The 26,594-nt window shown below is 65.3% G+C and carries 30 protein-coding genes; 17 read left to right on the top strand and 13 right to left on the bottom strand.

The genetic code is table 11. From position 1 onward, the window contains the following. Window positions 1-2: 2 nt before the first annotated feature. The 4 genes from KUW17_RS18760 to KUW17_RS18745 form a co-directional block, all read right to left on the bottom strand. Window positions 3-2,288 (bottom strand): glycosyl hydrolase family 28-related protein, encoded by a 2,286-nt coding sequence (locus KUW17_RS18760; protein ID WP_222481826.1) that lies wholly within the window; start codon window positions 2,286-2,288, stop codon window positions 3-5. Window positions 2,289-2,385: 97 nt separating this feature from the next. Continuing rightward, window positions 2,386-2,787 (bottom strand): DUF4864 domain-containing protein, encoded by a 402-nt coding sequence (locus KUW17_RS18755; RefSeq protein WP_222481825.1) that lies wholly within the window; start codon window positions 2,785-2,787, stop codon window positions 2,386-2,388. 199 nt (window positions 2,788-2,986) lie between these two features. Next, window positions 2,987-4,630 (bottom strand): lysine--tRNA ligase, encoded by a 1,644-nt coding sequence (locus KUW17_RS18750; RefSeq protein ID WP_222481824.1) that lies wholly within the window; start codon window positions 4,628-4,630, stop codon window positions 2,987-2,989. A 138-nt stretch (window positions 4,631-4,768) separates the two neighbouring features. Further along, the gene (locus tag KUW17_RS18745; protein WP_222481823.1) at window positions 4,769-5,653 is read right to left on the bottom strand and encodes a LysR family transcriptional regulator; all 885 of its coding nucleotides are present in this window, start codon (window positions 5,651-5,653) and stop codon (window positions 4,769-4,771) included. A 96-nt stretch (window positions 5,654-5,749) separates the two neighbouring features. Between KUW17_RS18745 and KUW17_RS18740 the strand changes: the two genes are divergently transcribed. The 3 genes from KUW17_RS18740 (at window position 5,750) to KUW17_RS18730 (ending at window position 7,252) form a co-directional block, all read left to right on the top strand. After that, window positions 5,750-6,208 (top strand): cupin domain-containing protein, encoded by a 459-nt coding sequence (locus tag KUW17_RS18740; protein WP_222481822.1) that lies wholly within the window; start codon window positions 5,750-5,752, stop codon window positions 6,206-6,208. A 104-nt stretch (window positions 6,209-6,312) separates the two neighbouring features. Next, window positions 6,313-6,735, top strand: a complete 423-nt coding sequence (locus tag KUW17_RS18735) for a tellurite resistance TerB family protein (RefSeq protein WP_222481821.1) — start codon at window positions 6,313-6,315, stop codon at window positions 6,733-6,735. A gap of 109 nt (window positions 6,736-6,844) precedes the next feature. Next, the gene (locus KUW17_RS18730; protein ID WP_222481820.1) at window positions 6,845-7,252 is read left to right on the top strand and encodes a DUF2513 domain-containing protein; all 408 of its coding nucleotides are present in this window, start codon (window positions 6,845-6,847) and stop codon (window positions 7,250-7,252) included. Window positions 7,253-7,323: 71 nt separating this feature from the next. On the opposite strand, the gene KUW17_RS18725 is transcribed toward KUW17_RS18730, so the two are convergent. Further along, a complete protein-coding gene (locus KUW17_RS18725; RefSeq protein ID WP_222481819.1) occupies window positions 7,324-8,235 on the bottom strand; it encodes a PLP-dependent cysteine synthase family protein in 912 nt (303 codons plus the stop codon). Between the two features lie 117 nt (window positions 8,236-8,352). On the opposite strand from KUW17_RS18725, the gene KUW17_RS18720 reads away from it, so the two are divergent. Continuing rightward, a complete protein-coding gene (locus KUW17_RS18720; RefSeq protein WP_222481818.1) occupies window positions 8,353-8,742 on the top strand; it encodes a winged helix-turn-helix transcriptional regulator in 390 nt (129 codons plus the stop codon). On the opposite strand, the gene KUW17_RS18715 is transcribed toward KUW17_RS18720, so the two are convergent. Both KUW17_RS18715 and dacB read right to left on the bottom strand, forming a co-directional pair. Beyond that, entirely contained in the window at window positions 8,720-9,439 is a 720-nt protein-coding gene (locus tag KUW17_RS18715; protein ID WP_222481817.1) for a GNAT family N-acetyltransferase, read from the bottom strand. The genes KUW17_RS18720 and KUW17_RS18715 overlap by 23 nt on opposite strands. A gap of 110 nt (window positions 9,440-9,549) precedes the next feature. Beyond that, the gene (gene dacB, locus KUW17_RS18710; RefSeq protein ID WP_222481878.1) at window positions 9,550-11,037 is read right to left on the bottom strand and encodes a D-alanyl-D-alanine carboxypeptidase/D-alanyl-D-alanine-endopeptidase; all 1,488 of its coding nucleotides are present in this window, start codon (window positions 11,035-11,037) and stop codon (window positions 9,550-9,552) included. Between the two features lie 111 nt (window positions 11,038-11,148). On the opposite strand from dacB, the gene KUW17_RS18705 reads away from it, so the two are divergent. Then, a complete protein-coding gene (locus KUW17_RS18705) occupies window positions 11,149-11,976 on the top strand; it encodes a DMT family transporter (protein ID WP_222481816.1) in 828 nt (275 codons plus the stop codon). Here the strand turns inward: KUW17_RS18705 and KUW17_RS18700 are convergent. Next, the gene (locus KUW17_RS18700; RefSeq protein ID WP_222481815.1) at window positions 11,956-12,588 is read right to left on the bottom strand and encodes a nicotinate-nucleotide adenylyltransferase; all 633 of its coding nucleotides are present in this window, start codon (window positions 12,586-12,588) and stop codon (window positions 11,956-11,958) included. The genes KUW17_RS18705 and KUW17_RS18700 overlap by 21 nt on opposite strands. Before the next feature lie 139 nt (window positions 12,589-12,727). On the opposite strand from KUW17_RS18700, the gene KUW17_RS18695 reads away from it, so the two are divergent. Beyond that, window positions 12,728-13,789 carry a peptidoglycan-binding domain-containing protein gene (locus tag KUW17_RS18695; protein ID WP_222481814.1) on the top strand — a complete coding sequence of 354 codons (1,062 nt, stop codon included), beginning with the start codon at window positions 12,728-12,730 and terminating at the stop codon, window positions 13,787-13,789. A gap of 58 nt (window positions 13,790-13,847) precedes the next feature. Here KUW17_RS18695 and KUW17_RS18690 read toward each other — a convergent pair whose 3' ends face one another. Together KUW17_RS18690 and KUW17_RS18685 are read right to left on the bottom strand one after the other, a co-directional pair. Then, on the bottom strand, window positions 13,848-14,378 hold the full coding sequence (locus KUW17_RS18690; protein WP_261397280.1) for a YcnI family protein: 531 nt from the start codon (window positions 14,376-14,378) through the stop codon (window positions 13,848-13,850). A 55-nt stretch (window positions 14,379-14,433) separates the two neighbouring features. Continuing rightward, complete coding sequence (locus KUW17_RS18685) at window positions 14,434-14,775, bottom strand: hypothetical protein (RefSeq protein WP_222481813.1); 342 nt, start codon at window positions 14,773-14,775, stop codon at window positions 14,434-14,436. 367 nt (window positions 14,776-15,142) lie between these two features. On the opposite strand from KUW17_RS18685, the gene ettA reads away from it, so the two are divergent. The 5 genes from ettA (at window position 15,143) to KUW17_RS18660 (ending at window position 18,593) form a co-directional block, all read left to right on the top strand. Further along, entirely contained in the window at window positions 15,143-16,798 is a 1,656-nt protein-coding gene (gene ettA, locus KUW17_RS18680; protein WP_222481812.1) for an energy-dependent translational throttle protein EttA, read from the top strand. Between the two features lie 32 nt (window positions 16,799-16,830). Further along, window positions 16,831-17,211 carry a hypothetical protein gene (locus KUW17_RS18675; protein WP_222481811.1) on the top strand — a complete coding sequence of 127 codons (381 nt, stop codon included), beginning with the start codon at window positions 16,831-16,833 and terminating at the stop codon, window positions 17,209-17,211. A 261-nt stretch (window positions 17,212-17,472) separates the two neighbouring features. Then, complete coding sequence (locus KUW17_RS18670; RefSeq protein ID WP_222481810.1) at window positions 17,473-17,847, top strand: DUF4157 domain-containing protein; 375 nt, start codon at window positions 17,473-17,475, stop codon at window positions 17,845-17,847. Between the two features lie 134 nt (window positions 17,848-17,981). Further along, on the top strand, window positions 17,982-18,212 hold the full coding sequence (locus KUW17_RS18665) for a hypothetical protein (RefSeq protein ID WP_222481809.1): 231 nt from the start codon (window positions 17,982-17,984) through the stop codon (window positions 18,210-18,212). Window positions 18,213-18,374: 162 nt separating this feature from the next. Continuing rightward, window positions 18,375-18,593, top strand: coding sequence for a hypothetical protein (locus KUW17_RS18660; protein WP_222481808.1), 219 nt, complete (start codon window positions 18,375-18,377; stop codon window positions 18,591-18,593). Between the two features lie 72 nt (window positions 18,594-18,665). Here KUW17_RS18660 and trxC read toward each other — a convergent pair whose 3' ends face one another. Then, window positions 18,666-19,091, bottom strand: coding sequence for a thioredoxin TrxC (trxC, locus tag KUW17_RS18655; RefSeq protein WP_222481807.1), 426 nt, complete (start codon window positions 19,089-19,091; stop codon window positions 18,666-18,668). Window positions 19,092-19,259: 168 nt separating this feature from the next. Here trxC and KUW17_RS18650 point away from each other — a divergent pair, with 168 nt between their 5' ends. Beyond that, on the top strand, window positions 19,260-19,832 hold the full coding sequence (locus KUW17_RS18650; RefSeq protein WP_222481806.1) for a L,D-transpeptidase: 573 nt from the start codon (window positions 19,260-19,262) through the stop codon (window positions 19,830-19,832). A 230-nt stretch (window positions 19,833-20,062) separates the two neighbouring features. Continuing rightward, window positions 20,063-20,272 (top strand): cold-shock protein, encoded by a 210-nt coding sequence (locus KUW17_RS18645; protein WP_222481805.1) that lies wholly within the window; start codon window positions 20,063-20,065, stop codon window positions 20,270-20,272. Between the two features lie 52 nt (window positions 20,273-20,324). On the opposite strand, the gene KUW17_RS18640 is transcribed toward KUW17_RS18645, so the two are convergent. Continuing rightward, window positions 20,325-20,966 carry an arylesterase gene (locus tag KUW17_RS18640; RefSeq protein ID WP_222481804.1) on the bottom strand — a complete coding sequence of 214 codons (642 nt, stop codon included), beginning with the start codon at window positions 20,964-20,966 and terminating at the stop codon, window positions 20,325-20,327. Between the two features lie 48 nt (window positions 20,967-21,014). On the opposite strand from KUW17_RS18640, the gene KUW17_RS18635 reads away from it, so the two are divergent. Together KUW17_RS18635 and KUW17_RS18630 are read left to right on the top strand one after the other, a co-directional pair. After that, window positions 21,015-21,719, top strand: coding sequence for an ABC transporter ATP-binding protein (locus KUW17_RS18635; protein ID WP_222481803.1), 705 nt, complete (start codon window positions 21,015-21,017; stop codon window positions 21,717-21,719). Next, window positions 21,716-24,241, top strand: a complete 2,526-nt coding sequence (locus KUW17_RS18630; protein ID WP_222481802.1) for an ABC transporter permease — start codon at window positions 21,716-21,718, stop codon at window positions 24,239-24,241. Before KUW17_RS18635 ends, KUW17_RS18630 begins: the two co-directional genes overlap by 4 nt. 19 nt (window positions 24,242-24,260) lie before the next feature. Here KUW17_RS18630 and KUW17_RS18625 read toward each other — a convergent pair whose 3' ends face one another. Beyond that, a complete protein-coding gene (locus KUW17_RS18625) occupies window positions 24,261-24,710 on the bottom strand; it encodes an RrF2 family transcriptional regulator (RefSeq protein ID WP_222481801.1) in 450 nt (149 codons plus the stop codon). 101 nt (window positions 24,711-24,811) lie between these two features. On the opposite strand from KUW17_RS18625, the gene KUW17_RS18620 reads away from it, so the two are divergent. After that, window positions 24,812-25,384, top strand: coding sequence for a gamma-glutamylcyclotransferase family protein (locus tag KUW17_RS18620; RefSeq protein ID WP_222481800.1), 573 nt, complete (start codon window positions 24,812-24,814; stop codon window positions 25,382-25,384). Then, a complete protein-coding gene (locus KUW17_RS18615; RefSeq protein WP_222481799.1) occupies window positions 25,381-26,574 on the top strand; it encodes a DUF2254 domain-containing protein in 1,194 nt (397 codons plus the stop codon). Before KUW17_RS18620 ends, KUW17_RS18615 begins: the two co-directional genes overlap by 4 nt. Window positions 26,575-26,594 lie beyond the last annotated feature (20 nt).

Below are 26,594 nucleotides of genomic sequence, written 5' to 3'. Positions count from 1 at the left end.
CATCAGCTGTCCATCCGTATCAGCACCTGCACCTCGCCCTTGACCGCCTCCTGCCAGCGCAGGCGGATCTCGTCGCTGTCGGCGCCCTGCAGAACCTCGGCGTAGGGGGCGATGTAGCGGGTGCTGTTGCCGCTGGTCTGCAGCGGCCCCAGCGCCATCACGCTGTCGACATAGCGCGCATGTCCCTGGAACGGCAGCTCGCCCCCGGCCGGGACCGTCCAGGTGGCGGACGCCGAGGACTGGCCGTGGAGCACCCGCAGCGGATTGGCCGACTGGATGGAGACGTTGTGGTACATGTTGCCGCTGAAAACCACATTTTTGGACCGGCTGAAGTCGAGGTCCGAAAAACTCGTATCGACCCGCTCCGCCCGGTCGATGCTGCCGTTCAGCGAACGGAACTTGTTGCCGGTGACAGTGAGGCCGTTCAGGTAGTGGCCGCTGCCGTAGGGTTTGATCACGATATAGCTGAACCAGGGCGCGACGTCGCCGGACAGGAACACATTGGCAGTGACCGACAGCGCGCTGAAGGAAAAGCCGCCGGTGAAGTCCGGCGTCGGGTCCCACTCGTTGGTCCATTCGATGAAGCAGTTGTCGATGTAATTGTCCGACACGGTGGAGGTGCAGTTGTTGGAAGTCAGCACCAGCCCGGCGGTGCGCACCCCGCCCGCGACGCTGTCGCCCTGAAAGAAATGGTTGCCCGTCACCGTGTTGTTGCCGCCGCCCAGGACCGCGAAATGGCGGAACCGGGTGGCCCGGTTGCTGCGCAGCTTGGCATCGTTGTTGTTGACGTTGAGGCCGATGCTAACGCGGTCGGAAACGTCCAGCGGATCCTCGTGCGACAGGAACTGGCAGTTGTCGATCAGGATGCCCTGGCAGCCGGTCCCGATAGAGGTGATGCCGCGGTCCTTGGGCCGCGAGATGAAGCAGCTGTCTACCGCGAACACCGAGCCGGAAGGCGCCAGGCGCAGGGCGCTGCAGCGGCCGTTGCACTGGAACTCGATGCCCTCGACGCCGAACTTGCTGAGTGAGCTGAAGCCGCTGAAGTCCACCAGGTATTTGAAGTCGGTGAAGGTGAAGGTCTGGGTGCCTTCGGCATCGTAAAGCGGGGCGCTGAGGGTCAGCTCGCCCGCGCCGGTGTTCTTGGACCGCACATAGACCTCGCGCCCGACTCCGGCGCCCTCCACCAGCGCGCCCACCGCGATATTGGCGATATTGGCGACATTGGTCAGCTTGCGGGCGTCAGACGCGCTGTAGGTCGCCTGCGAGGTCACCGCTTCGCTGTCCCAGGCGGCGCTGTCGGCAGCCTCGATCTGGCCGTTGCGGATGATGCGGCGGGTGGCATAGGAGGTTTTGTTGGGCACCGCCGCGGCCATGTCGATGGGGCCGGTGACGCTGATCTTGCGGCCCATCAGGTCGAGCGATTCATGGTCCGAGTTGTTGATCAGCGCCTGGAACGCCTTCCGGAAGCCCAGCCCCTCATCCCCGAAGGCGGCGGCGTAAGAGGGAAAGTCGAAGTTCTTGGTCAGCAGAAGCATCTGGTCGTCCGGCATGTCGACGGCGCCCTCGAATACGGTCTCGTGGTTCAGCGACACGGTGCTGGCCAGATAGAATTCGCCCGCGGGCACCAGGATGCGGCGCCCGTCCGCGGCGGCATCAGCGGCCTCGAACGCCGCTGCGCAATCGGTGCTGCCGTTGCCCACCGCGCCATAGTCGGTAACGTCCACCACGCTCAGCATTTTGCGGTGGAAGGCGCTGGTGATGTCGGTGATCTCGATATCGTCAATCCGCACAACGCCGCCGTTGGCGCCCGTCAGGTCGAGCCCAAAATGGCCGTAGGCCGCATCGCGCCCCCAGACCATCTCCACCCCGCCGCGTTCGCCGCTGCCGACGATGCCGGTCACTTCCAGCACCTTGCCGTATTCGGTGAGCGCATATTGCATCCCGTATTCGGACACGCCGCCGATGTGGCTGCCGCCGCTGGCCCCCGCCCAGCCGGCGACGCGGACCGCCGGCAGCGCGCCGCTCACGGCCTTGATGCGGACCTTGATCTGCAGGTAGCAGCCCGGCTCCAGCGGCGTCTGGCCCATGAAGCGGAGCTTCTGGGTGTTCTCGGTCTTCTGCATCTCCAGGCAGCCGCCGAAATCCGCATCCGCCGCCACAAAAACCGCATTGGCGGCGCCGTCATAGGTGTCCGACCCCGGCGTGCCGTCGCCGCTGGACCAGACATCCAGCCCGTCCGCAAAAGCGGGGGGCATCAGCTGCAGACCTTCGGTGATTGCCTTGTTCATGGAAGTTCCCTTTCCTGCTGCGCATTTCGCGTTCGGGGAAAAGGAAGTACAGGAGCGGCCTTAAAATCCGCCCAGCGGTGCGTACGCTGCCCTGGGTTCAGACGCTGTCACCCTGCCCTTTCAGAAGATGTACCGCGTTGATTTTCCAGCCGCTTTCCATCTTAACCATTTGGTAATCCAGCAGGTGCACGGCGCCGGTTTGATCGGTGATCATCACCCGCTGCCACAGGCTGCCGGCCACGTCGCGCAGGTCTAGATAGCGCACCTCAGCCGGGCGCCAGACCATCGGGTAGCCCTGGCGTACCATCTCGCCAAAACGCTCCGGGGTGCCGAACAGGCGCCGGATATTCGGCGAGGCAAAGGAGAACGCCGTTTCGGTATCATTGTTCAGGAAGGCTTCAAACTGAGAGCCGATCACTGCTGTGACCGGCTCCCTTTGGGCAAAAACCGGGAAGGTCAGAAGAAAAATACCAACCCCCGCAAACAGAACACTGCGCATCTGTCCCTCCCGGTCCGTTTTCATAAGTTAGGACAGAGTGACGTGGCGTCAAAACTTTTTTTGCGATCTGGTAATTTTCTTGCGCAGAGGGAAGCCGTAGGCCGGTACGTTTGCACGCGGTGCGCGGCGTTGTGCAACAGGGCTGAAACAGCAAGGGCGCGGAAGACCGCGCCCTTGAGAATTGGTTCTTTGAGCAGGCTTACGCCAGCTCGCCTGCCAGCGCCTTTTCGATCAGGGCAATGGTGTCCTCGACGCCGTAAAGCGCAATGAAGCCGCCGAAGCGCGGACCCTGGGAGGCCCCCAGCAGCACCTCGTAGATCGCCGAGAACCAGGCGCGCAGCGGCTCGAACCCGTGGATCTTGCCGATTGCGAAAACCACCGACTGCAGGAATTCCTCGTCCGCGAAATCCGCCTCGGGCAGCGGGTCGTCGTTGCCTGCGATCTCGTTCTTCTTGGCAATCGCGGCCAGGGCGGCGTCCGCCGATTTCAGCGCATCCGCCAGATCCTGCAGCGCCGCGCGCTCCTGATCGGTGGGCAAGCGGAATTCCTTCGCGGGCTTCACGAAGTCGTTGAAATAGGCCACCGCAAAGCCCGCCGCCTGATCCATGCCGGGATGGGTGTCGGGGGTGGCGTTGGGGGCGTATTTGTTGATGAAGCCCCACATGGTTTCCTTGTCCTCGGCGCTGGAGGCGGAGGCCAGGTTCAACAGCATCGAGAACGGGACCACCATGTCCGATTGCGGAACGTCGCCGCCGTGGATGTGCCACACCGGGTTATTGAGCTGCGCCTTCAGGTCCTGCCCGTGGTAGGCGCGCAGCTGCTGGTGGTATTCGTCCACCGCCTTGGGGATCACGTCGAAATGCATCCGCTTGGCGGTCTTGGGCTTCTGGTACATGAAGTACGCCAGGCTCTCGGTCGAGGCATAGGTCAGCCATTCGTCGATCGAGACGCCGTTGCCGGAGGATTTGGAGATCTTCTGGCCGTTTTCATCGAGGAACAGCTCATAGGTGAAATGCTCCGGCGCGCGCTGGCCCAGCACCCGGCAGATGCCGTCGTAGATCGGCGTGTTGGTGGAGTGGTCCTTGCCGTACATCTCGAAGTCGACTTCCAGAGCGGCCCAGCGGGCGCCGAAGTCCGGCTTCCACTGCAGCTTCACGTTGCCGCCGGTCACCGGCAGGGTCCATTCCTTGCCGTCCTCGTCGTCGAAGGTGACAGTATAGGTTTCGGCGCAGACTTTCTTCATCGGCACATAAAGCACGCGGCCGGTTTCCGGGTGGATCGGCAGGAAGATCGAATAGGTCTGGCGGCGCTCTTCGCGCAAGGACTTCAGCATAATCGCCATGATGTCGTCGTACTTGTCGACGGCGCGCTTCAGGATCTCGTCGAACTGGCCGGACTGGTAGAATTCGGTGGCCGAGTAGAACTCGTAGGAGAACCCGAAGGTGTCCAGGAACCGGCGCAGCATGGCGTTGTTGTGGTGGCCGAAGCTCTCATGCGTGCCGAACGGGTCCGGCACCGAGGTCAGCGGCTTTTGCAGGTGTTCTGCCAGCGCCTCCTGGTTGGGGACGTTGCCGGGCACCTTGCGCATGCCGTCCAGATCGTCGGAGAAGCAGATCAGCCGGGTCGGAATGTCCGAGATGGTCTCGAACGCCTTCTTGATCATGGTGGTGCGGGCGACCTCGCCGAAGGTACCGATATGCGGCAGGCCGGAGGGGCCATAGCCGGTTTCGAACAGCACATAGCCCTTCTCCGGCGCGCCCTTGGCATAACGTTTGAGAACCCGGCGGGCTTCTTCAAACGGCCAGGCTTTGCTCTTCAGAGCTTCTTCGCGCACATCAGACATTTGTGTTCTCCATCGGCGGCAGTTCTGTCAGCTATCGGGGTGCCGCGTGATCATCCCGGACGCCCCATGCATCCGGCCCTTCCCTCTATTGTGCCTGTGCAGCATGAGTCAATGATCACCCGCCCCGGGCGGCGCTTGCTAGGCTGCCTTTTCGGTGATCCAGGCCAGAATTTCCCGCACATCGCGCCCCGCCGCCAGACCATCGCGGGCAGAGGCGAAGTAGCCGCGCGCGGAGCTGGCGCTTGGCCCCTGCAGACGCACCAGCGCGCCGGTGCCCAGAAAGCTGTCGAGCACCCCGCCCCAGGCCAGGCACACCCCCTGCCCGGCCAGCGCAGCGTTGACCAGCATCGCATAGGAATTGAAGTCGAGCGCGCGGGCGCCGGACGGCACTGCCAGCCCCGCCTCCTGAAACCAGCTGGGCCAGTCGTGCCACTGGCTGCGGGCGGTCTCCATCGTCAGCAGTGTCATACGCGCAAAATCATGGCGGTCCGCGGCCATCCCCAGGCGCGACAGATACAACGGGCTGGCGACCGGAAAGACCTCATCCCCCAGCAGCCGCAGCTCCTGCCCGGCGCCTGTTTCCGGCAGGCCGAAACGGATCAGCAGATCGCCGGGGCGGACAGCCTCTCCATACTCCTGGCTGAGGATGCGGATTGTCACCCCGGGAAAGGCATCCTCCAGCGCGCCCAGACGCGGGATCAGCCAGAAGGCGACAAAGCCGGCCGGGGCCGAAACCGTCACCACCCGCCCCTGTGCGCTTTGCCGCAGGCGGGCCACGGAGGCCTCGATCTGCCCGAAGCCGCTGTGCAGGGCCTGCAGAAGATCCTTTCCTTGCGGGGTCATGCGCACAGGCTTGCGGCTGCGGTCGAACAGGGCGCAGCCCAGGTCCGCCTCCAGCGCCGCGATCCGGCGCGACACCGCGGGCTGCGAGACATTCAGCTCCTGCGCGGCGGCGGTCAGGGTGCCGTGGCGCGCCGCGGCATAAAAGGCGGTGAGCCCGGAAAAACTGGGAAGGCGCTCCATCTATCATAACCTCAGCGTATATTACTGTGCAGCTTTACCCTATTGAGCGAAACCCGGGAAGGCCTCTAACTGGGCGGCAGGACGAGGAGGCTTGCGATGACTGCAGAACTGACCACCCTGGCTGCCGATCTGGGCGATGCGGAACAGCTGCATCAGCCCTCCAACCTGCCGCATGCGCCGCTGGCGGTGGATGCTGCGCAGGTGCCGCTGGCGGGCGGCACGGATCCGGCCTACGGCGAAGTGCGCTGGCGCACGCTGATCAACGGCAGCGAGGACGCGCCGCGCGACATGGTGCTGGGCATCGCCGAATTCGGCCCCGGCGGCTGCCTGCTGCCGCACCGCCATGACCCGGCAGAGTTCTATTTCGGGCTGGAGGGGGCCGGGGTGGTGACCATCGACGGCATCCCGCATGAGATTCGCCCCGGGATCGCCATCTATGTGCCCGGCGGCGCCGAGCACGGCACCGTGGCGGGCCGGGACGGGCTGCGCTTTGCCTATGGCTTTGCCGAGCCGAGCTTTGAGCAGATCCAGTACCGGTTTTCCGCACAAGCTTGAATCCGAGGCGGTTTTTTGCGGCTTTGGCGCGGGCAGCAGTTGAACCTGCCCCGCCCTGTACCTATCCTGATTGCGGCAGCATGCAGCATGAAAAGGATGCCTTGATGACAGAGCAAACCCCGCACCCGATGTCCCCGCAGGACTGCCTGGTGGCGCTGATGGTGGCGGTGTCTGCCTCGGACGAGAACATCCGCACCGCCGAGCTGGTCAAGATCCAGTCGGCGGTCAACATGCTGCCGGTGTTTGCCGATTACGACATCGACCGTGTGTCGCGGATTTCCCGCACCGTGTTCGACCTGTTCGAGCAGGAGGACGGGCTGGAGGCGCTGTTCGGCCTCATCCGCGGCGATCTGCCGGAACGGCTGTTCGAGACGGCCTATGCGCTGTCCTGCGATGTGGCGGCGGCCGACGGGTATCTGGGCGAGACCGAATTGGAATTCCTGGCAGAGGTCCGCTACGAGCTGAACATCGACCGGCTGCACGCCGCCGCGATCGAGCGCGGCGCCCGGGCGCGGCACATGGTCTGAGGCAGCTTCCCTTGCCTGCCGTGCATGGCGGGGTTGCACAACGCAGGCTTGTGCCGCATTTGACCCGCTCCCATTTGGCGCTAGTTCGTGCCGTATCGGGAGCCGGGTCATGTCCGCATGGCGAAGAGACATCGATGAAATCCGCAAGCTTCTCCTCGAGATAGAGGCAGGAAGGGAGTCCTATTGCGCCCTGCCGCGCGCCGCCGCAGAGGCGATGATGCTGCCGGTGGAGGATTGCCTGCCCGATGCCGAGGCGCGCAAGCTGGCTTATCACCTGAGCCTGTTGGACAGCGCCGGGCTGGCCCGGTTCAGCCGGCTGTCGAACGGCAACTGGCATGTGCGCGGCCTGACCTGGAGCGGTCATGAGCTGCTGGACAATATTCGCGACGGCGACATCTGGAACGCGGTGCGGGAGCGCCACCAGCAGCTTGGCGGCTTCAGCATGGAGATCCTCAGCGATCTGGCCAAGGAGCTGGTGCGCGCCAAGGCCCGCAGCCTGGAAAGCTCAGACGCCTGAAGGCATTGTTTAGACCCCCGGGCGGCGCATGGCCTGCGCCACCCGTTTCGCAAATGGCGGCCCCGGACCCCTTACCGGTAGAGCGCGGAATTCAGGTAGCGCAGGCCGGTGTCGATCACCACGGTGACCACCCGCTTGCCCGGCCCCAGCGCCCGCGCCCGCTGCAGCGCCGCCCAGATGTTGGCGCCTGAGGTGATGCCGCCCAAGAGCCCTTCCTGCTGCGCCAGCATCCGGGCACCGGCAAAGGCGTCCTCATCCTTGACCGGCACCACGTCGTCAATCAGGTCGCGGCGCAGGATCTTGGGCAGGAAAGAGAGGCCGATCCCCTCCAGCTGGTGGGTGCCGCTGGTGTCGCCGCCCGACAGGTTGCGCACGTGATAGGGCTCGATGGCAATGATGCGGGTTTCGGGGTTGGCCTCCTTCAGCACCTCTGCATTGCCGGAGATGCAGCCGCCGCCGCCGGTGGCCATCACAAACTCATCCACCGGCCCGTCCAGCTGCGCCAGGATCTCCCGCGCCATGCCGTGATAGCCGCGCTTGTTGTCCATGTTGTTGACCTGGTCGGTCCAGAAGACGCCGGGTTCCGCCGCCAGCTGTTTGGCCCGCGCGATGGTGCGGTCGATCACGCTGGCGGTCAGGATGCCGCCCTCGGCGTGGATGATCTCCACCTCGGCGCCATAGGCGCGCATGGTCTGCAGCTTCTCCTCCGAGAACGCGTTGGAGGAGACGAAATGCGCCTGGTAACCGCGGGTGGCGCAGACCATCGCCAGCGAACTGCCGGTGCTGCCGCCGGTGTATTCCAAAACTTTGCCGCCGGGTTTCAGATCGCCGCGCCGCTCGGCGCCTTCGATCATCGACAGCGCCATCCGGTCCTTCATGCTGCCGGTCGGGTTGGCGCCCTCCCATTTGACCCAGACCTCCGCCATGTCCGGGGTGGTCAGATGCCTGAGCTGCACAAGCGGCGTGTTTCCGATGGCGTTCATGTGGCGGGTCTCCCTTGCTGCGCGACTCACTTTCAAAATTAAAGTGACTATGCGGCAGTGGCTTTCATTTTGAAAGTCTCTTATTGTGCGGGATGAAAACACCTTTGGAGGCACGCCATGAGCCAGCCGCAGACCCAATTCCGCTCCCGCTGCTCGATTGCCCGCACCCTGGATGTGCTGGGGGACAAATGGACGCTGCTGGTGGTGCGCGACCTGATGTGGCACGGCAAGCATACGTTCCAGGAGCTGCAGGCGAGCGAGGAGCATATTGCCGCCAACCTGTTGTCAGAGAGGCTGAAGCGGCTGATGGCGCTGGGGCTGGTGGCGCGGGAGGCCTACCAGGACAGGCCGGTGCGCTACCGCTACGCGCTGACCGATGAGGGCCGCAGCCTGGAGGTGCTGCTGCTGCAGATCATGGGCTGGGGCCACGCGCATCTGGGCGGCGGGCTGTTTGATCCGCAAACCGGGCGGACGGTGGCGGAAGCTAGCCTCGGTGGGCCGCAATGAGCCGTCCCAGGCTCTGCATTTGCTGCCCCTGCGCGTCGAAATTTCCAGGGTCGAGCCATTCAGCATAGGCCGCCTCCAGCCGCGGCCATTCACTGTCGATGACTGAATACCAAGCGGTGTCGCGGTTGCGCCCCTTATAGACAATGGCCTGGCGGAACAGCCCCTCATAGGTGAAGCCCAGCCGCTCCGCCGCCCGGCAGGAAGGCGCGTTCAGGGCGTCGCATTTCCATTCATAGCGGCGGTAGCCAAGGTCATTGAACACCCGCGCCATCATCAGGAACATCGCCTCCGTCGCGGCGGGCGTCCGCTGCAGCGACGGGGCATAGGTGATGCCCCCGACCTCGATCACGCCATGTTCGGGCTTGATCCGCATGTAGCTGGCGACGCCTTCGGCCTTGCCGCTGGCGCCGTTGACGATGGCGAAATAGGGCTGCGCATCAACGCCGCTGGCGCCCTGGACCCATGTGCGCAACTCGGCTTCGGTGCCAAACGGCCCCCAGGGGATATAGGTCCAGATCGCGCCGCTCTGGTCCTGACTGAAGGCGGCAAACAGATCCGCTGTGTGGCGCGCGGCGTCCAGCGGTTCCACCCGGCAGTAGCGGCCGGCCATGCCGCTGTGGCCGGGAAGGCGCGCGCCCTGCCAGTCCGGCAGCGGGGCGCCGATGGGCTGGCCGTGGTCGTTGATACGCTCAGTCATGGTCTGGTCCTCTGCACTCCGGGCAGGCAGCCCTGCCGGTGCCGGTCTGCCTGCGAACTGGCCCGCGGGAAACGTCCAGAAACAAGAATTCAGGCCAGACCAGTCAGGGCCTAACTGCCGTAGACCGCGCCCCAGCGTTCGATCAGCTGCTGCTGCAGCTTCTTGGCACGGCGGTTCCAGCTGCGGGCGCCGGGCGGGCGTTCGCGCTGCGCACGCGGAATGCGGCCGCGGGTTTTCAGGTCGGCGGTGAAGATGGCAAAGGCCAGCTCTGTGCCGTCGGCCGCGGTCATGAACCCGCCAAGGCCGGAAACGAAGTTCAGCGTGCCGGTCTTGGCGGCAACCTTGATCGGGTGGCCCTTGACCGTGCGGCCCTTGGCGTCGCGCATCTGGAAAGGCTTCAGGAGCGGCTTCAGCTGGCCGGATTTATAAGCCGCCACCAGCGCGCGGGTAAGATCCGCCGGCGTCATCCGGGAGGCTTCGCCAAGGCCGGAATGATCCACCAGACGGGTGCCGGACATGCCGTATTTGCCGGCCGCCCAGGCGCTCATCTCAGCCGCCGATGCCTGCAGCGAGGCCGGGCGCCCGGCACGCGCGGCAGAGGCGGACATGCCGATCATCTCTGCCATCAGGTTGTTGGAGTATTTCAGCATCGCCTTCAGCATCACATCCAGCGGCGGGCTGTGGTGCTGGGCCAGCAGCGTGGCCGCAGGCAGGGCGCTGACGCTGCGCGCCTGCGGCAGCGCGATGCCATTGGCCCGCACCAGGGTGCGGAACACATCGCCCGCATAGGCGGCAGGGTTGCGCACCGGCAGCCAGCGCGCGCCTCCCTTGCCCAGCGCCTTGGAGGCGACGGTCCAGTGATCCACCCCGCCCTTATCGGCATAGGTGTAAACCGGCACCGCGCGGGACTGGATCGCCATCCGGGCGGTGGCGACCTCGGGGCGGTATTTCTCGGTGCGGGCGTCCATGGTGATCGCCCAGTTGCCGCTGGCGGCGCGTTTCCATTCGAAATGCACCCGGTTGAAGTTCAGCGAGATGCCGGACACCGCCGGGGAGTAGCCGACATGGTCGGGCTGGTCCGGGTCGATGGTTTTAACACCGGGCAGCGCGCCGTCCCAGACCAGGAACTTGCCCCGCACCTCGCGCACGCCGGCGGTCTTCAGCGCTTTTGCCAGCAATGCCAGATGGTCGGTGTTCAGCATCGGGTCGCCGCCGCCCGCAAGGATCAGGTCGCCGTTCACCACACCGCCCGCGACGCCGCCGGTGGCCAGCACCCGGGTCTCGAACCGGTGGTCCGCGCCCAGAACGTCCAGCGCATAAAGCGCGGTCAGCGCCTTGGCGACACTGGCCGGCGGCAGCGCCTCGCCCCCGCCGGAAGATTCCAAGAGCTTGCCGGATTTCACATCCGCCACCGCGCAGACCGCGTGCCCCGGCAGGCCGGCCCGCTCCAGCAGCGCCTTGAGCCCGTCCGTTCCTGCCGCCAGCGAACTGGCCCGGCGCGCCACCGGGCGCAACGAGACCGCCGGCGCATTGGCCAGCGCAGAGGTGCCTGCCAATGCGGCAAGCCCGGAAAGGAGGAATGTCCGGCGTGAAGTCATCTTATTCATTTTTAGGGTCAGGAGCTGCTCTTCTTCAATCCCCGATCCGTGGCTTTGCGCCGCAAGGTCCGGGCTTTTTCGCCATGGCAAGTCCTGCTACCGCTGGCAGCCATGTTCCAGGCAGTACTCCTCATGTTCGCGGCCATGTCAATGATCCCCGCAGGCGACCTGTGCGGGAAACTGCTGACCGGCGCCGGCCTGGCCACGCCGGCCTTTGTCGCCTGGTCGCGGTTTGCCATCGGCACCGCGCTGATCCTGCCCTTTGTGCCGCGCCGGGCGTTCTCCCTGCTGGGCGACTGGCGGCTGTGGCTGCGCGCCGGGCTGCTGACCGGCGGCATCTTCTCGATCCAGCTGGCCCTGCAGACCGAACCGCTGGCCAATGTCTTTGCCGCCTTCTTCATCGGGCCGGCGGTGAGCTACGTGCTGTCGGTGCTTCTGTTGCGCGAGCAGGCAACCGGCCTGCGCAGCCTGCTGATGGCACTGGGGTTCCTGGGCGTGCTGATGGTGGTGCGGCCGGGGCTTGGCGGCTCGGTCAATCTGCTGTGGGCGGTTCTGGCGGGCTGCTTCTACGGCGGCTTCCTGACCAGCTCGCGCTGGCTGGCGCATGTCGGCACGCCGCTGGAGCTGAGCCTGACCCAGCTGCTGCTGTCGGCCCTGCTGATGCTGCCGCTGGGTCTGGCCAGCCTGCCGGACTTCACACCCTCCACCGCGGCGCTGACGGTGGGGAGTGCGGCGTTCTCGATGATGGGCAACCTCTTGCTGCTGTTTGCCTATGGCCGGGTGCAGGCGGTGAAGCTGGCGCCGATGGTCTATTTCCAGCTGGTGGCCGCTGTGGGGCTGGGCTGGGCGGTGTTCAGCCAGCTGCCGGACGCCTGGACCTGGGGTGGGCTGGCGGTGGTGCTGTCGGCCGGGCTGGCCTCAGCCCTCCTGCGCCGCTGACCAGCCGCCGCGGGCGCGGATTTCCGTCGAGCTGGCCTCCACCATCGGCAGGTTCACAAAGCACCAGGCAGGGCTTTCCGCCCGCGCCAGCAGGTGGCTTTCGCTGCCTTTCAGCATCGCATGGCGGTAAATCCGGGCTGCCGGGGAAAACCGGGACGAGATCCGGTCGCCGGGACGGGCCAGCACACCGACGGGCACCGTGTCCAGGATCTGCTGCCAGTCTTTCCAGCGGTGGAAATGGGTCAGATTGTCGGCCCCCATCAGCCAGACAAAGCGCACGCCGGGATGGCGGCGGCGCAGGTGGCGCAGGGTCTGGGCGGTGTAGCGGGTGCCCAGCGCAGCCTCGATGCCGGTGATGTGGATGCGCGGGTGCCGGATCAGGTCCTCTGCCGCTGCGATCCGCCGCTCCAGCGGCGCCGGCTGGCGCGCCTTCAGCGGGTTGCCGGGCGACACCAGCCAGAACAGGTGGTCAAGCCCGAAACGCTTGAGCGCGGCATGGGAAATCGCCGCATGGCCGCGGTGCGGCGGATCAAAGGATCCCCCCAACAGCCCGACACTGTGGCCCGGGCGGATATGCGGCAGCTTGCAAACCATGAACGCCTTGATGCGCATAGTTTCCGGCTGAGATCAATCGCCACCCGCGGCGGCGGCGCACAACCCTGCGCAGATTGCCTGAAACACCGCTTTGGGTGTAGAATTTTGTTGCGCGGGCATTGTTCCTGCCCCGCTGTTTCCAAATTGCGAGTTCGCCATGGTTGCCAAGCTTTCCGCCTCCGTCGGGCGCAAGGGCAAGAACCTGCCCGAAGACGTCAAAGCCGTACAAGAATTGCTGAATGCCTTTGCAGGCCAGTCCGGGATCAAGAAGCTCAAACCCGACGGCACCCCGACGCCGGTGCTGGAGAAGATGATCGGCCAGTTCCAGCAGGAGGTCTGCGGCTTCAAGCCCGACTACCGCATCGATCCCGGCAAGAACACCATCAAAAAGCTGAACGCAGGCCCCGGCAAGGCCAAGGCCGAGAAGAAGGCGCAGGAAAAACAGGACGAAAAGGCCAAGGAGGAAGCCAAGGCCAAGGCCGTGAAGGCCGCCAAGGACGCCCTGGTGAAGGAGGCCAAGTCCAAGTCGCTGGACAAGGGCGGCTGGGCGGCGCTGCTCGACGAGATCGAGGAATACGCGGTCTCGCTCTACGACAGCTATTTCGCCAAGGGCGAGAAGAAGGGCGAGGACGCCCAGAAGGCGGCCAAGCAGGCGGCGGAAAAGGCGGCCAAGGAAGCCCAGAAGAAAGCCGCGGAGAATGTCGTCAAGACCGTCGAGTCCGAGGGGCTGCGCAAGCCCGGCAAGCTGACCGGCAAGACCCAAGGGGTGAAGAAGAAGATCCTCGATGTCCTGTACGAAGTCTCATCATTTTACGGCGTGCCCATCCATGTGGTCTCCGGCCTGCGCGACAAGAAGGGCCAGGCCAGCGCCATGTACGGCGGCTGGAACAGCCACCTGAAGCGCGGCAAAATCTATTCCTACCTGAAGAACAACGAGGATCTGCGGCTGGAGCTGGACGGGTTCGTGCAAGCCAAGGACAAGAAGGGCTTCATCGAGTGCATGTTCAAGAAGGCAAACTGGAAATACATCTCGCGCCACCTGTCAGGCCAGGCGGTGGATGTGACCACCCGCACCGACCCCAAGATCATCAAGGCGCTGTCCACCTGCCTGCGCTACCTGGCGGAAAGGAACAGCGAAGGCATCAAGTGCCACCACTTCGACAACCGCAAACTGATCTACCCGGTGCCGGACAGCGTCAAGAAGAAGTGGAAGCTGTAAAGAGGCGTGAAAAAAGGGGCAGCCGATTGCCCCTTTTCCCCATCCGCGAACCGGCGCGTCAGTGGGTGTGCGCCACGGGGACGGTCAGGTGCAGCCCCGGCGCCGGGTGTTTCAGATCATGCGGATCCTGGCCCTCGGCCGGAATCTCGCTCCAACTGTTTTCGCCGCTGGCGCATTCCTGCACGGTGGGGAAGAACAGCATCTTTTCCGGCTCCAGCGAACCGTCCAGCTTGGCGCGGAAAGTGAACTCATCATAGAAGGCGTCCTGCAGTTCGCCGGTCCAGATGATCTCCTTGACGCCGGAGGTGAGCGTCTTGCCGTAGTAGTCGTAGCTGTTTGCGTAATCGCCAGAAACCGTTTCCAGCGTCCAGCCTGCCTTGGGCATCGGCTTCACCGAGATCACGCCCTCGGGGATGGCGATCCGCAGCTTCAGGGTGGCCTCGCCGCTGCAGCCATGGCCGATCCGCATCACGCCCTTGTAGAAGCTGCCGGGTGCCGCCTCCTGCTGTTCCAGAGAGGCATGGGCCTGGGCCGAGGTTCCAAGGGCAGCCGCCAGCAGCGCCGCCGAAGCGATGTTCATGAGTTTCATCAGTCAGTTCCGTTTTTCACATGTCAGGGGTGCCGGGGTTTCCGGCGGCTTGCTGTCATGTGAAAACCGGCGGTGCCCGGGCCTGATAGGTGGACACAACGCCCGGCGCAGCGATCCAGCCGCCGCGCCCGGCAGCTGCGGTGCGGCGGAACAGGCAGAGCGGCTCGGGCGCCTTGGACTGAGGCAGTACAGCCCCCGCGGCCAGGGTGCAGTTCGGGCAGCTGCGGGTCTCCGCGCCGCCCTCGCCAAAACCGCAGATGTCGGAGGCAGCATAGCCAAAGGCGGCAAACCCCTGATCAGCCGCAACCGGACGGGCAGCATGAAGCCCCGCCAGCAGCGCAAAACAGAGCGCCGCCGCCAGCGCCAGCCCTGTCCTGTATCTGTGCCACTGCGTCATTGGGGCCTGCCCTTCAGGTGCCTTGTTCCTGGCCCCTGTTTAGGGCGCGGGCCTGGGGCATTTGTTGCACTTGATCAATGTGCTGGGCAGTAACTGTGCGCCCCAGGGCCCGGGACTGACCTTGGGAAGGTGCGAAGGCGCCTAACCGGGGGAAGGTCAGGCGCGGGCCGTGCCGCTGCGCGCCTCGTCCCAGGGGACTCGTTGCACCTGATCTGAAAACAACCACACAGCACCACCGGTGCACAGGGGGTGCACAGCGGGTGCACGCTTGGCACCCCCTTGCGCAGGCCTGCTTCCCGCATTGCCCCGCCGCCGCCCATCCGCTATCACTCCCGCCAGCGAATTTCCCCCTTAACGGAGCGAGCACATGGCCTCCTACCAGTACGTCTACCACATGCAGGGTGTCTCCAAGACCTACCCGGGTGGCAAGAAATGCTTTGAAAACATCCACCTCTCCTTCCTGCCCGGCGTGAAGATCGGTGTGGTCGGCGTCAACGGCGCCGGTAAGTCCACGCTGATGAAGATCATGGCCGGCCTCGACAAGGATTTCACCGGCGAGGCCTGGGCGGCTGAGGGCGCCAAGGTCGGCTACCTGCCGCAGGAGCCGCAGCTGGATGAGAGCCTGACCGTGCGCGAAAACGTCATGCTGGGCGTGCAGGCCAAGAAGGACATCCTGGACCGCTACAACGAGCTGGCGATGAACTACTCGGACGAGACCGCCGAGGAGATGGCCAAGTTGCAGGACGAGATCGACGCCCAGAACCTGTGGGACCTGGACAGCCAGGTCGACGTGTCGATGGAAGCGCTGCGCTGCCCGCCGGATGATGCGATGCCCGCCAACCTGTCGGGCGGTGAGCGCCGCCGCGTGGCACTGTGCAAGCTGCTGCTGGAAGCGCCCGACATGCTGCTCCTCGACGAACCGACCAACCACCTGGACGCCGAGACCATCGCCTGGCTGCAGCAGCACCTGATCGACTACAAGGGCACCATCCTCTGCGTCACCCACGACCGTTACTTCCTGGATGACATCACCGGCTGGATCCTGGAACTGGACCGCGGCCGCGGCATTCCCTACGAGGGCAACTATTCCGCCTGGCTGGAGCAGAAGGCGAAACGCCTGGAGCAGGAAGCCCGCGAGGACAAGGCCAAGCAGAAGACGCTGGAGCGCGAACTGGAGTGGATGCGCCAGGGCCAGAAAGCCCGCCAGGCAAAATCCAAGGCGCGTATCCAGGCCTACAACGAGATGGCCTCGCAGAGCGAACGCGAGAAGGTCGGCCGCGCCCAGATCGTCATTCCGAACGGCCCGCGCCTCGGCTCCAAGGTGATCGAGGTTACTGGCCTTGCGAAACACTACGGCGACAAGCAGCTGATCGAGGGCCTCGACTTCTCGCTGCCGCCGGGCGGCATTGTCGGTGTGATCGGCCCCAACGGCGCTGGTAAATCGACCCTGTTCAAGATGCTGACCGGCCAGGAGCAGCCCGATGTGGGCTCGGTGGAATACGGCGACACAGTCAAGCTCAGCTATGTCGACCAGTCGCGTGATGATCTGAACGACAACGACACCGTGTGGGAGGCGATCTCCGGCGGGGCCGAGATCATCGAGCTGGGCGACGCGCAGGTCAATTCCCGCGCCTATTGCTCGTCGTTCAACTTCAAGGGCGGCGACCAGCAGAAGAAACTGTCGCTGCTGTCGGGTGGTGAGCGCAACCGCGTGCACATGGCGCGGCTTCTGAAAGAGGGCGGCAACGTGCTGCTGCTTGACGAACCGACCAACGACCTGGACGTGGAAACCCTGCGGGCGCTGGAAGACGCGCTGGTCGATTTCGCCGGCTGCGCCGTGGTGATCTCGCACGACCGTTTCTTCCTCGACCGGATCTGCACCCACATCCTGGCCTTTGAGGGCGACGCACATGTGGAGTGGTTCGAAGGCAACTTCGAGGACTACGAAGAGGACAAGAAGCGCCGCCTGGGTCCCGACGCGCTGGAACCCAAGCGGTTGAAGCACAAGAAGTTTGTGCGGTAACCGTGCAGCAACGAAGGCTTCGGGGGGCGGCCATGTTGGCCGCCCTTCCTGTTCATGCTGAAGAAGTGCGCCTGAAGTCCGGCACCAGCGCTGAACTTTCGAGTTCGGCGCTGGTTTCGGCTCCTTCGAAGTATGGCGGGGCTGCAGCCGGTAATGCGCTGGAGCTGACTTATACGGTGTCAGACTCCGGCTACTCTTTGCAGCGGGACGCTCAGTCCCTTTGCCGCAGATTTTGGTCCAGGCATTTCAATTCCGTCAAAGCCAAACTGGCGGCTGCGCAGATCAATTCCGGTGTTCGGCTGATTGACACCAATACCCCTCTTGTTGCCGTCAAAATCACCTTTGAAAAGGCGCCGGATCCCGGAAGCCTGGTCTCTGCCGGATTTCCAAATGGTTTAGCATGCGCGGGCTGAACAAATGCCGGCCTTAGACTTGGGGCGCATCGCCTAAGCACAGTTGTTATGCTGCTGCAGTGAGCCTCTTTCGGAACGCGTCTAGGCTTATTACGCACGACACAAGGTCAGGCGCGGGCCGTGCGGCTGGCGCCTCACGTCCCAAGAAGGCAGAACACTCGCCGCCCCGCTCTGACTTCGCCTTTTCCCCGCTCTGCGCTATCATCCCCTCAGGCGCCCGGCGCGCCTGGTATTGATTGAAGCGTTGCAAAGGATCTCCCCATGGCCCTGAAACCGGAAGACGTGAAGGCGCAGGTCGAAGCCCTCGGCGGCAAGAAGGCCAAGCGCACGAAGCTGAAAACCGAACCGGAAGGCACCAAGGGCAAGAAGCTGCCCGGCGATGTGCGCAAGGGGCTGGAGGCGCATTTCTCCAAGGCCAAGCTCGCCAAGGTGCAGGTGCATACGGGCGGCAACGCCAAGGACGTCTGCAAGGAGCTGAAGGCCAAGGCCTTCACCGTGGGCAATGACATCTACTTCATGAAACCGGGCGATGCAAAGAAACCCGATCTGCTGGTGCATGAACTGGCGCATGTGCTGCAGCAGGGCAAGGGACGGATGCCCAAGGCCAAGGACGGCCAGGCGCTGACCTCCAAATAGGTACAGCGGATTTTACGGACAGCGCGCATTTCTGCCACATTCTTAACGCTTTCCTAACGCATTTCACCGGACAATGATCCGTGACGCAGGTGAGCACGCACGCCACCTTGCACGTATAGGTGTTGGAGAGACCCATGGCTTGGGCCGGTATTTTCCTGGGAATGATTGCGGGTCTGGCCGCGGCAGTGCTGAGTTTTGCCATCGGCGGCCTGCCGCTGTGGGCGAGCCTGCTGATGTACCCGGCGGCCGGCACCGCGGTCGCAGTGGCTGTGATTGCCGTCCTGGTCTGGCGCAGCCTCCTGGACGGATCCGACGGGCAGGAGCATCCGCGCAGCCGGTCCGAAAGCAACGCCTGGACTGCCTGATCACCGCCCGGCCGCGCCGCCGCGCGGCATACCACCTTCGGAATAGCCGCCCTGGGGCCAATCACCCCTAAAGAGCACCCCCGTCTAGCCCTTCGCACAATTGTTTCGCCCCGCGCCGCTCCGTATCCTGTCTGAGGAGGGGGACACAGGGGGACCGGCACGATGGCCTGGGTCTGTGTGGTATTGGCGATGCTGGCCAGCCTGACGCTGACCGTTGCCGCTGCCTTGACCGGCAGCTGGCCGCTGTGGGTACTGCTTCTGATGTATCCGGCTGTGGCGTGCATGCTGACGCTCACAGGCCTGGCCTGGCTGATGCGGCGCACCGGCGGTTCCGGCACGCGGGGGGCGCGCGCGGAACCGGACAGCGGCGAGGCCCCCTGACCCCTGCCCGCTAACCCCCGGCCTGCAAACCCACTGCCTGCCAGCCTCTGCGGAAAACGCCGCTGCCGGCGCTCAGCCGCGCAGCCAGGCCACGATCTGCCCGGACCGCATTGCGCCTGCCTGGCGCTTCCTTTCCCGGCCGCGTTCAAAGGCGATCAGCGCCGGAATGCCGCGGATCCGGTAGCGGGCGCCGGCGGAGGGATGGTCCTGGGTGTTGAGCTTGACCAGCCGCGCGGTGCTGCCCAGCACCTTCGCCGCCTTGGCAAATTCCGGCGCCATCATCCGGCAGGGCCCGCACCACGGCGCCCAGAAATCCGCCACCAGCATCAGATCGTCGTTCTGCACCGCCTTTTGCAGCGTCGCCGGGTCCACCTCCACCGGCTTGCCCGGCATCAGCGCAGCGCCGCAGCTGCCGCATTTCGGCTTCTGGCCAAGTTTCTCCTCCGGCACCCGGTTCAGCTGGGCGCAGGTGAGACAGGTAAGGGTCTTGGCGCCCATGACGGCTCCTTTGGCTGTTTCCCCCGGTATAGCCGCCAAAGGGGCCGGGGCAAGCCTGCGGCGCCGCCGGTGCAACAGTTTATTTCGCATCTGCCGAAACCCGTTGACCGCTCGGCGCCGCCGCCGGAAGATGAGGGGGAGTTGCAATTGACGTTCGGAGGTTTGGCCATGTTTTCACGCCGGAAAATGCTGAGCACAGGCACCGCAGCGGCTGCGGCGGCGCTGCTTCCGCTGCCCGCGCTGGCCCGCAAGAAGGACCCTGCCCCGTTTGATCCCACCCCGCAGGAGGTGCGCATCCGCAAGGACTTTGCGCCCGGCCAGATCCTGGTGCTGCCGCGCTCCTACTACCTCTACTTCGTGACCGACAAGCGCAAGGCGGTCCGCTATGGCGTGGGGGTCGGCAAGGCCGGGCTGGAGTTTACCGGCCGGGCGGTGATCGAACGCAAGAAGGAATGGCCGACCTGGCGCCCCACCGACGAGATGATCGAGCGCGACCCGCGGGCCTATGCCAAATTCGTCGACAATGACTACATCCAGCCGGGCGGGCCGGACAACCCGCTGGGCGCGCGGGCGCTCTATCTGTTCCAGAACGGCATCGACACCTATTTCCGCATCCACGGCACCAACCAGCCGCAAACCATCGGCCATTCGGTGTCGAACGGCTGCATCCGGATGATGAACGAGCATGTGGTGGACCTGTACGAGCGGGTGCCGCTGGGGACGGTGGTGACTGTGCTATAGCCGCACAAGTGACAGTCCCTTAGGCGCTCTGCCGCCGGAATCTGCCCCGGAACCCCGCGTCACAGCGCATTTTTCTTGCACCAGAGGGGATTCGCACCCAATTCTGTCACGGCGATGTTACGCGAATGCCATCACTGTACCCTTCACGGCACGGTCATGACCATCTGCAAACCTTGCCGGACTGCCGCATAAGCGGGCAGAGAACTGAGACGACTTAGGAGAAGACGACGATGGCCACTGGCACCGTCAAATGGTTCAACACCACCAAAGGCTACGGCTTTATTGCACCCGAAGATGGCGGCAAGGACGTATTTGTCCACATTTCCGCTGTTGAGCGCTCCGGCCTGACCGGCCTGGCGGACAATCAGAAAGTGACCTATGAGCTGCGCGCAGGCCGCGACGGCCGTGAATCCGCAGTGGATATCGCGCTGGTTTCCTGATCCCCTGATCTGCACCGAGATTATCAAACAGCCCTGACGGACGGGGCTGTTTTCACTGGCCTATCGCCGCCGTCAGCTGCAGGGCCGCCGGGCCGATCGCGGCCACATTCAGCGCAACGCCCTGGGCGTTGGGGTGGATGCCGTCGTCCTGCATGAACGCTTGCGCCGCCGCCGGGTCGTTGTCCGCTGCTGCCGCGATGCCGGCAAAGGCGTCCGGGTGCAGCACCGCGCCGTACTCGGCTGCAAGTTCCGGGTAGATGGCGTCAAAGGCCTGCTTGTAGTCCGGGCCGTAATTGCGCGGCGCCTTCATTCCAATCAGCAGGGTTTCGATTCCCTTGGCCTGCGCGGTTTGCAGGATGCGGGTCAGGTTGGCGCGTGCCTCCTGCGGCTCAAGCCCGCGCAGCATGTCATTGCCGCCCAGCAGAACGATCAGCCCGTCAGGATTGTCCGACAGCGTCCATTCAGCGCGCTCTGCGCCGCCGGCGGTTGTGTCGCCTGAAACCCCCGCATTCTGCAGCACGACCTCGGCTCCGTTCTCGTTCATCCAGCGTTCCAGCTGCGGCACCAGCCCCTGGCCCTGCGGCAGCCCGTAGCCCTGCACCAGGCTGTCGCCCAGGGCGGTGATCCGCAGCGGTTCCGCCCAGGCGGGGGTGGTGAAAAGCAGCAAACTCAGCAGTGCCAATGTCTTGCGCATCGCCGCAAACACTCCATATCCGTTAGGTGCATCCAACAGGCAGGCCCGATGACCGATCAAAACAGCCCCGTTCTGCATCTCTTAGATGCGAGTTTGACCCTGAATAGCAATACCGGCCCGGTGGAGATTTTGCACGGCATCTCGCTGGACGTGCAGCAGGGGGAGACATTGGGGCTGGTGGGGCCGTCCGGATCGGGCAAGTCGTCGCTCCTGATGCTAATGGGCGGGCTGGAACAGGCGACCGGCGGCGCGGTCACTGCCCTGGGCCAGGACCTGACCGCGATGGACGAGGACGCGCTGGCGCGGTTCCGCCGCAACAACATGGGGGTGGTGTTCCAGAGCTTTCACCTGATCCCGACCATGACCGCGCTGGAAAACGTGGCGACGCCCTTGGAGCTGGCAGGCGTCAAGGATGCCTTTCCCCGCGCCCAGGCAGAGCTGGAAGCGGTAGGATTGGGCCACCGCGCGGGCCACTTCCCGGCGCAGATGTCGGGCGGCGAGCAGCAGCGGGTGGCGCTGGCGCGCGCCTTGGCGCCGCGGCCTGCAATTCTGCTGGCGGATGAACCCACCGGCAACCTGGATGAGGCAAACGGCGCCGCGGTGATGGACCTGCTGTTCGGGCTTCGCGACCGCTATGGCGCGACGCTGGTGATGGTGACCCATGCGCCGGAATTGGCATCACGCTGCGACCGGGTGGTGCGGCTGCGCGACGGACGGGTGGATGACGCCGCGGCGCGCGAGGCTGCGGAATGAATGCTGCGGCCTTCCGCCTCGCCTGGCGCTTTGCCCTGCGCGAGCTGCGCGGCGGCCTGAAGGGGTTCCGCATCTTCCTCGCCTGCCTGGCGCTGGGGGTCGGGGTGATTGCCGCCATCGGCTCGATCCGCGCGTCGATCGAGACCGGGCTGGAGCGCGAGGGCGCCACCATCCTGGGCGGCGATGCCGAGCTGAATTTCACCTACCGCTTTGCCACTGAAGACGAGCGCGCCTGGCTGGAGCGGACCGCGCTGCGCCATTCCGAGATTGCCGAGTTCCGCTCCATGGCCACCGTGGGCGAGGAGCGCGGACTGACACAGGTGAAGGCGGTGGATGGTCTCTATCCCTTGAAAGGCGAGATCAAGCTGGCGCCGGAGATGCCGCTGGACGCCGCGCTGGCGGGTGCGGACGGGTTGCCCGGCGGGGTGATGGACCGGGTGCTGGCGGACCGTTTGGGGCTGCAGCCCGGGGATATCTTCCGGCTTGGCACCCAGGATTTCCGGCTGATGGCGATGATCGCACTGGAACCGGATGCAGCCGCCTCCGGCTTTGAGCTGGGGCCGCGCACGATGGTGCGGACGGCAGACCTGGGAGGCTCTGGCCTGCTGGAGCCCGGCACCATATTTGACACAAAATACCGGATGGAGCTGCCTGCGGGCAGCAATTTGACCGCCCTGCAGGCAGAGGCAGAGGGCCTCTTTGAAACCACCGGCATGCGCTGGCGCGATGCCAGGAACGGCGCGCCGGGGATCACTTCCTTTGTCGAGCGGCTGGGCGGGTTCCTGGTGCTGGTGGGGCTTTCCGGTCTTGCAGTAGGCGGCGTTGGCGTCTCTGCTGCCGTGCGCGCGTATCTGGCAACCAAGACAGCCACCATTGCCACCCTGCGCACACTGGGGGCGGAGCGGCAGACAATTTTCCTCACCTACTTCCTGCAGATCGGCGCGCTGACGCTGGTCGGGGTCGGCATCGGGCTGGTTCTGGGCGGCGTGCTGCCGCTGCTGCTGGGGCCGCTGATCGCAGCGCAGCTGCCTTTTCCAGCGGTGTTTTCGCTCTATCCCTCGGCGCTGGCGGAGGCCGCGATTTACGGCGTGCTGACCGCTTTCATCTTTGCCCTGTGGCCGCTGGCGCGGGCGGAACGCATCCGCGCGGCCTCCCTGTTCCGGGATGCCTTTGCCAGCCGCACAAGGCTGCCCGCACCGCGCTATCTGCTGGCGACCGGGGTGGCGCTGGCGGCGCTGGTGGGGCTGGCGGCCTGGTTCAGCGGCTCGGCGCAGCTGACGCTGTGGACCGCGGGCGGGCTGATGGGGGCGCTGATGGTGCTGCTGGTTGCAGCGCTGGGGATCGGATTCCTCGCGCGCCGCGGCACCGGGGCGTCGCGCGGGCGCCCTGCCCTGCGGTGGGCGCTGTCGTCCATTGGCAGCGCGCGTGATGGTGCCGTGCCCGCGGTGCTGGCGCTAGGGCTGGGGCTGACGGTGCTGGCCGCCATCGGCCAGATCGACGGCAACATGCGCCGGGCGATTGCAGGCAATCTGCCGGATGTGGCGCCGAGCTATTTCTTTGTTGATATTCAGCGCAGCCAGATGCCCGCGTTCCTCGAGCGGGTGGAGAACGACCCCTCCGTCACGCGGGTGGAAAATGCGCCGATGCTGCGTGGGGTGCTGACCCGGATCAACGGACAGCCCGCCACCGAGGTTGCGGGCGATCACTGGGTGGTGCGCGGCGACCGCGGCATCACCTATGCCGCCGCCCAGCCGGAGGCGACAGAGGTCACAGCGGGCGAGTGGTGGCCGGAGGATTATTCCGGCGAGCCGCAGATCAGCTTTGCCGCCGAGGAGGCCGAGGAACTGGGGCTCAAGCTGGGCGACACGCTGACGCTGAACATCCTGGGCCGCGACATCACCGGCACCATCACCAGTTTCCGCAACGTGGATTTCTCCACCGCCGGAATGGGGTTTGTGATGGTGCTGAACGAGGCCGCGCTGGCGGGCGCACCGCACAGTTTCATTGCCACCGTCTATGCCGAGGAACAGGCAGAGGCGGCGATCCTGCGCGATCTGGCGCGGGAAATGCCGAATATCACCGCGATCCGGATGCGCGATGCCATCGACCGGGTGTCGGACATCCTGCGGCAGCTGGCGGCGGCCACTGCCTATGGCGCGGCGGCGACGCTGCTGACCGGGTTCCTGGTGCTGCTGGGCACCGCGGCTGCGGGGGAGCCTGCAAGGCGGTATGAGGCGGCGCTGCTGAAAACACTGGGCGCGCCGCGCAAGCAGATCCTGGCAAGCTTTGCCCTGCGCGCAGCCCTGTTGGGCGCGGCGGCGGGGCTGGTTGCCTTGGCCGCGGGCATTGCCGGGGCCTGGGCGATCAATGCCTATGTGTTCGAAACCGGCTATGCGGTGATCTGGCCCAATGCGCTGATGGTGATCTCAGGCGGGGTGCTGACGACGCTGCTGGCCGGGCTGGCCTTTGCGCTGCGGCCGCTGGCCGCCAAGCCCGCCCGCATCCTGCGTGCACGCGAATGACCGGATCTGCGGTGCGCGCCTAGCGGGCGCCGCAGGAAACCGGCTGCAGGAGCCGCATCAGGTCGTGGTTGTCGCAGACCAGCGCCTCGAGCGAGATATCGTCCAGCGAGGCATAGAAGGCCTGCGCCGCATCCGCCAGCGCCACCTTGAGACGGCAGGCATCGGACAGCGGGCAGGTATTGTCCGCGTCGGCAAAGCATTCCACCATCGGCAGGTTGCCCTCGACATCGCGGAACACGTCGCCGATGCGAATCTCTGCCGCGGGCTTGCCCAGGTTCATGCCGCCGTTGCGGCCGCGCTGGGTGGCGAGGTAGCCGAGCTGGCTGAGCTGGTTGATCACCTGCGCCAGATGGTTTTCCGAGATATTACAGCACTCTGCAATCTCGGCCTTGGTCACCAGGCGGTCTTCGTGGGCGGCGCAGTACATCAGCAGCCGCACGGCAATGTTGGTCCTTTTGGTAATGCGCATGGGTCGCTCCCGCAGCTAAGATGCATCGGTTATTGCACAAAAGCGGAAAAAGCAGTTTGACATACATCAATAACCGGAAATGCGGCTGAAAGGCGCTAGAAATGACCGCTCCTTACTTCTTTGGCTATGGCAGCCTGGTGAACACAGCGACCCATTCCTATGGCGGCGCGGCGCCCGCCCGGCTGCGCGGCTGGCGGCGGGCCTGGGTGCATACGTCCTTGCGAGAGGTGGCATTCCTGACCGCTGTGCCCTGTGCGGACAGCGAAATCGACGGGCTGATCGCCGAGGTGCCCGGCGGCGACTGGGCGGCGCTGGACGAGCGCGAGTTTGCCTATGAGCGGCTGCCGGCCTCTGACAGGGTGCAGCACGGGCTGAACGGCAGCCCCGAGATTTCCGTATATGCGGTGGCGGCGGACAGGCAGAACGGCGTCACCGAGCGCCACCCGGTCCTGCTCAGCTATCTGGATGTGGTGCTGCAGGGCTATCTGCGGGTGTTCGGAGAGGCCGGGCTGAAGGGGTTCGTGGAGACCACCGACGGCTGGGATGCGCCGATCCTGGACGACCGTGCGGCACCGCGCTACCCCCGCCACCAGGCGGTTGCGCCGGCGGAGCGCAAAATGTTCGATGAACTGATCGACAGCACCGGGGCGCGCCGCATAGTCTGGGGGCCATGATTGAAAAGCTATTGCTGCACCTGGGCCGGATTGCGCGGCAGCTCTGGTTCCGGGTTGTCCTGATTTCCCTGATTTCGGTGCTGGCGCTGCTGCTGGCGCCGCTGGCGAAACCGCTGCTGCCGGACAACCTGAGCAAGGATTTCGGGCGCGAGGCAGTGCTGCCGGTGCTGACGATCCTGGCGTCGGGCATGCTGGCGGTCACCACCTTTTCGCTGAACGTCATGGTCAGCGCCTACCGCGCCGCCGCTGCGATGGCGACGCCGCGGGTCTACCGGCTGCTGCTGGAGGACACCGTCACCCACAGGGTGCTGGCCACCTTTGTCAGCGGCTTCATCTATTCGCTGAGCGCGGTAATCCTGTTCCGCGCCCGCTATTTCACACCGGAAGGCGCGCTGGTGGTGTTCGGACTTACCATCATCGTGGTGGTGCTGATCGTCGGCGCCATCCTGCGCTGGATCGATCATTTGTCGGGCCTCGGCAGCATGGACCACACCCTGCGGCTGATCGAGGACCGCACCCGCGCCAGCCTGAAAGCGCGGATGGACAAGCCCTGCCTCGGCGGCCTTTGCGCGCGCGAAGACGCCAGACCCGCGGACGCCGTGGACATCCCTGCCGCCGAAAGCGGCTTTGTCCGCTATGCCGGGCTGTCGCGGCTCAATGAGCTGGCGGAGGAGGCCGGCACGCAGATCACCCTGGCGCGGGCGCCGGGGGAATACATCCTGCGCGGCCAGCCGGTGGCCTGGTCCACGGCCGGGGACAATGATTTCTGCAAGGCGGCCTCTGCCGCGATCGACATCGGCGACGTGCGCAGTTTCGACCAGGACCCGTCCTTTGGCCTCACCCTGCTGGCGGAGACCGCGCAGCGGGCGCTGTCGCCCGGCGTCAATGATCCCGGCACCGCAATCGAGGTGATGGGGCGGCTGGAACGGCTGTTGTGGGAGAACATGCCTGCGGATGAGACCAGCGATACCCGCGAGGCGGATTATCCGAATGTCAGCATCCCGCCGGTCACCGCCAAGCATCTGCTGCGCTGCGCCTTTCCGCCGATTGCCCGCTGCGGCAGCGACTCGCCTTCGGTGATGCGCTGGATGGAAAAGTCGCTGGATGCGCTTGGCGGCCATCCGAATCCGGACATGGCCAAGGCGGCCAAAGAAATGTGCCAGGAGGTCCGGGACGGCCGCTGGGGCTGACCCGCCCGCACCCAGCCCTT

Source organism: Leisingera aquaemixtae (assembly GCF_019801145.1).
GTDB classification, from domain to species: Bacteria; Pseudomonadota; Alphaproteobacteria; order Rhodobacterales; family Rhodobacteraceae; genus Leisingera; species Leisingera aquaemixtae_A.
Note: the sequence above shows the minus strand (reverse complement) of the source record. Positions and strands in the feature narration are given on the sequence as shown.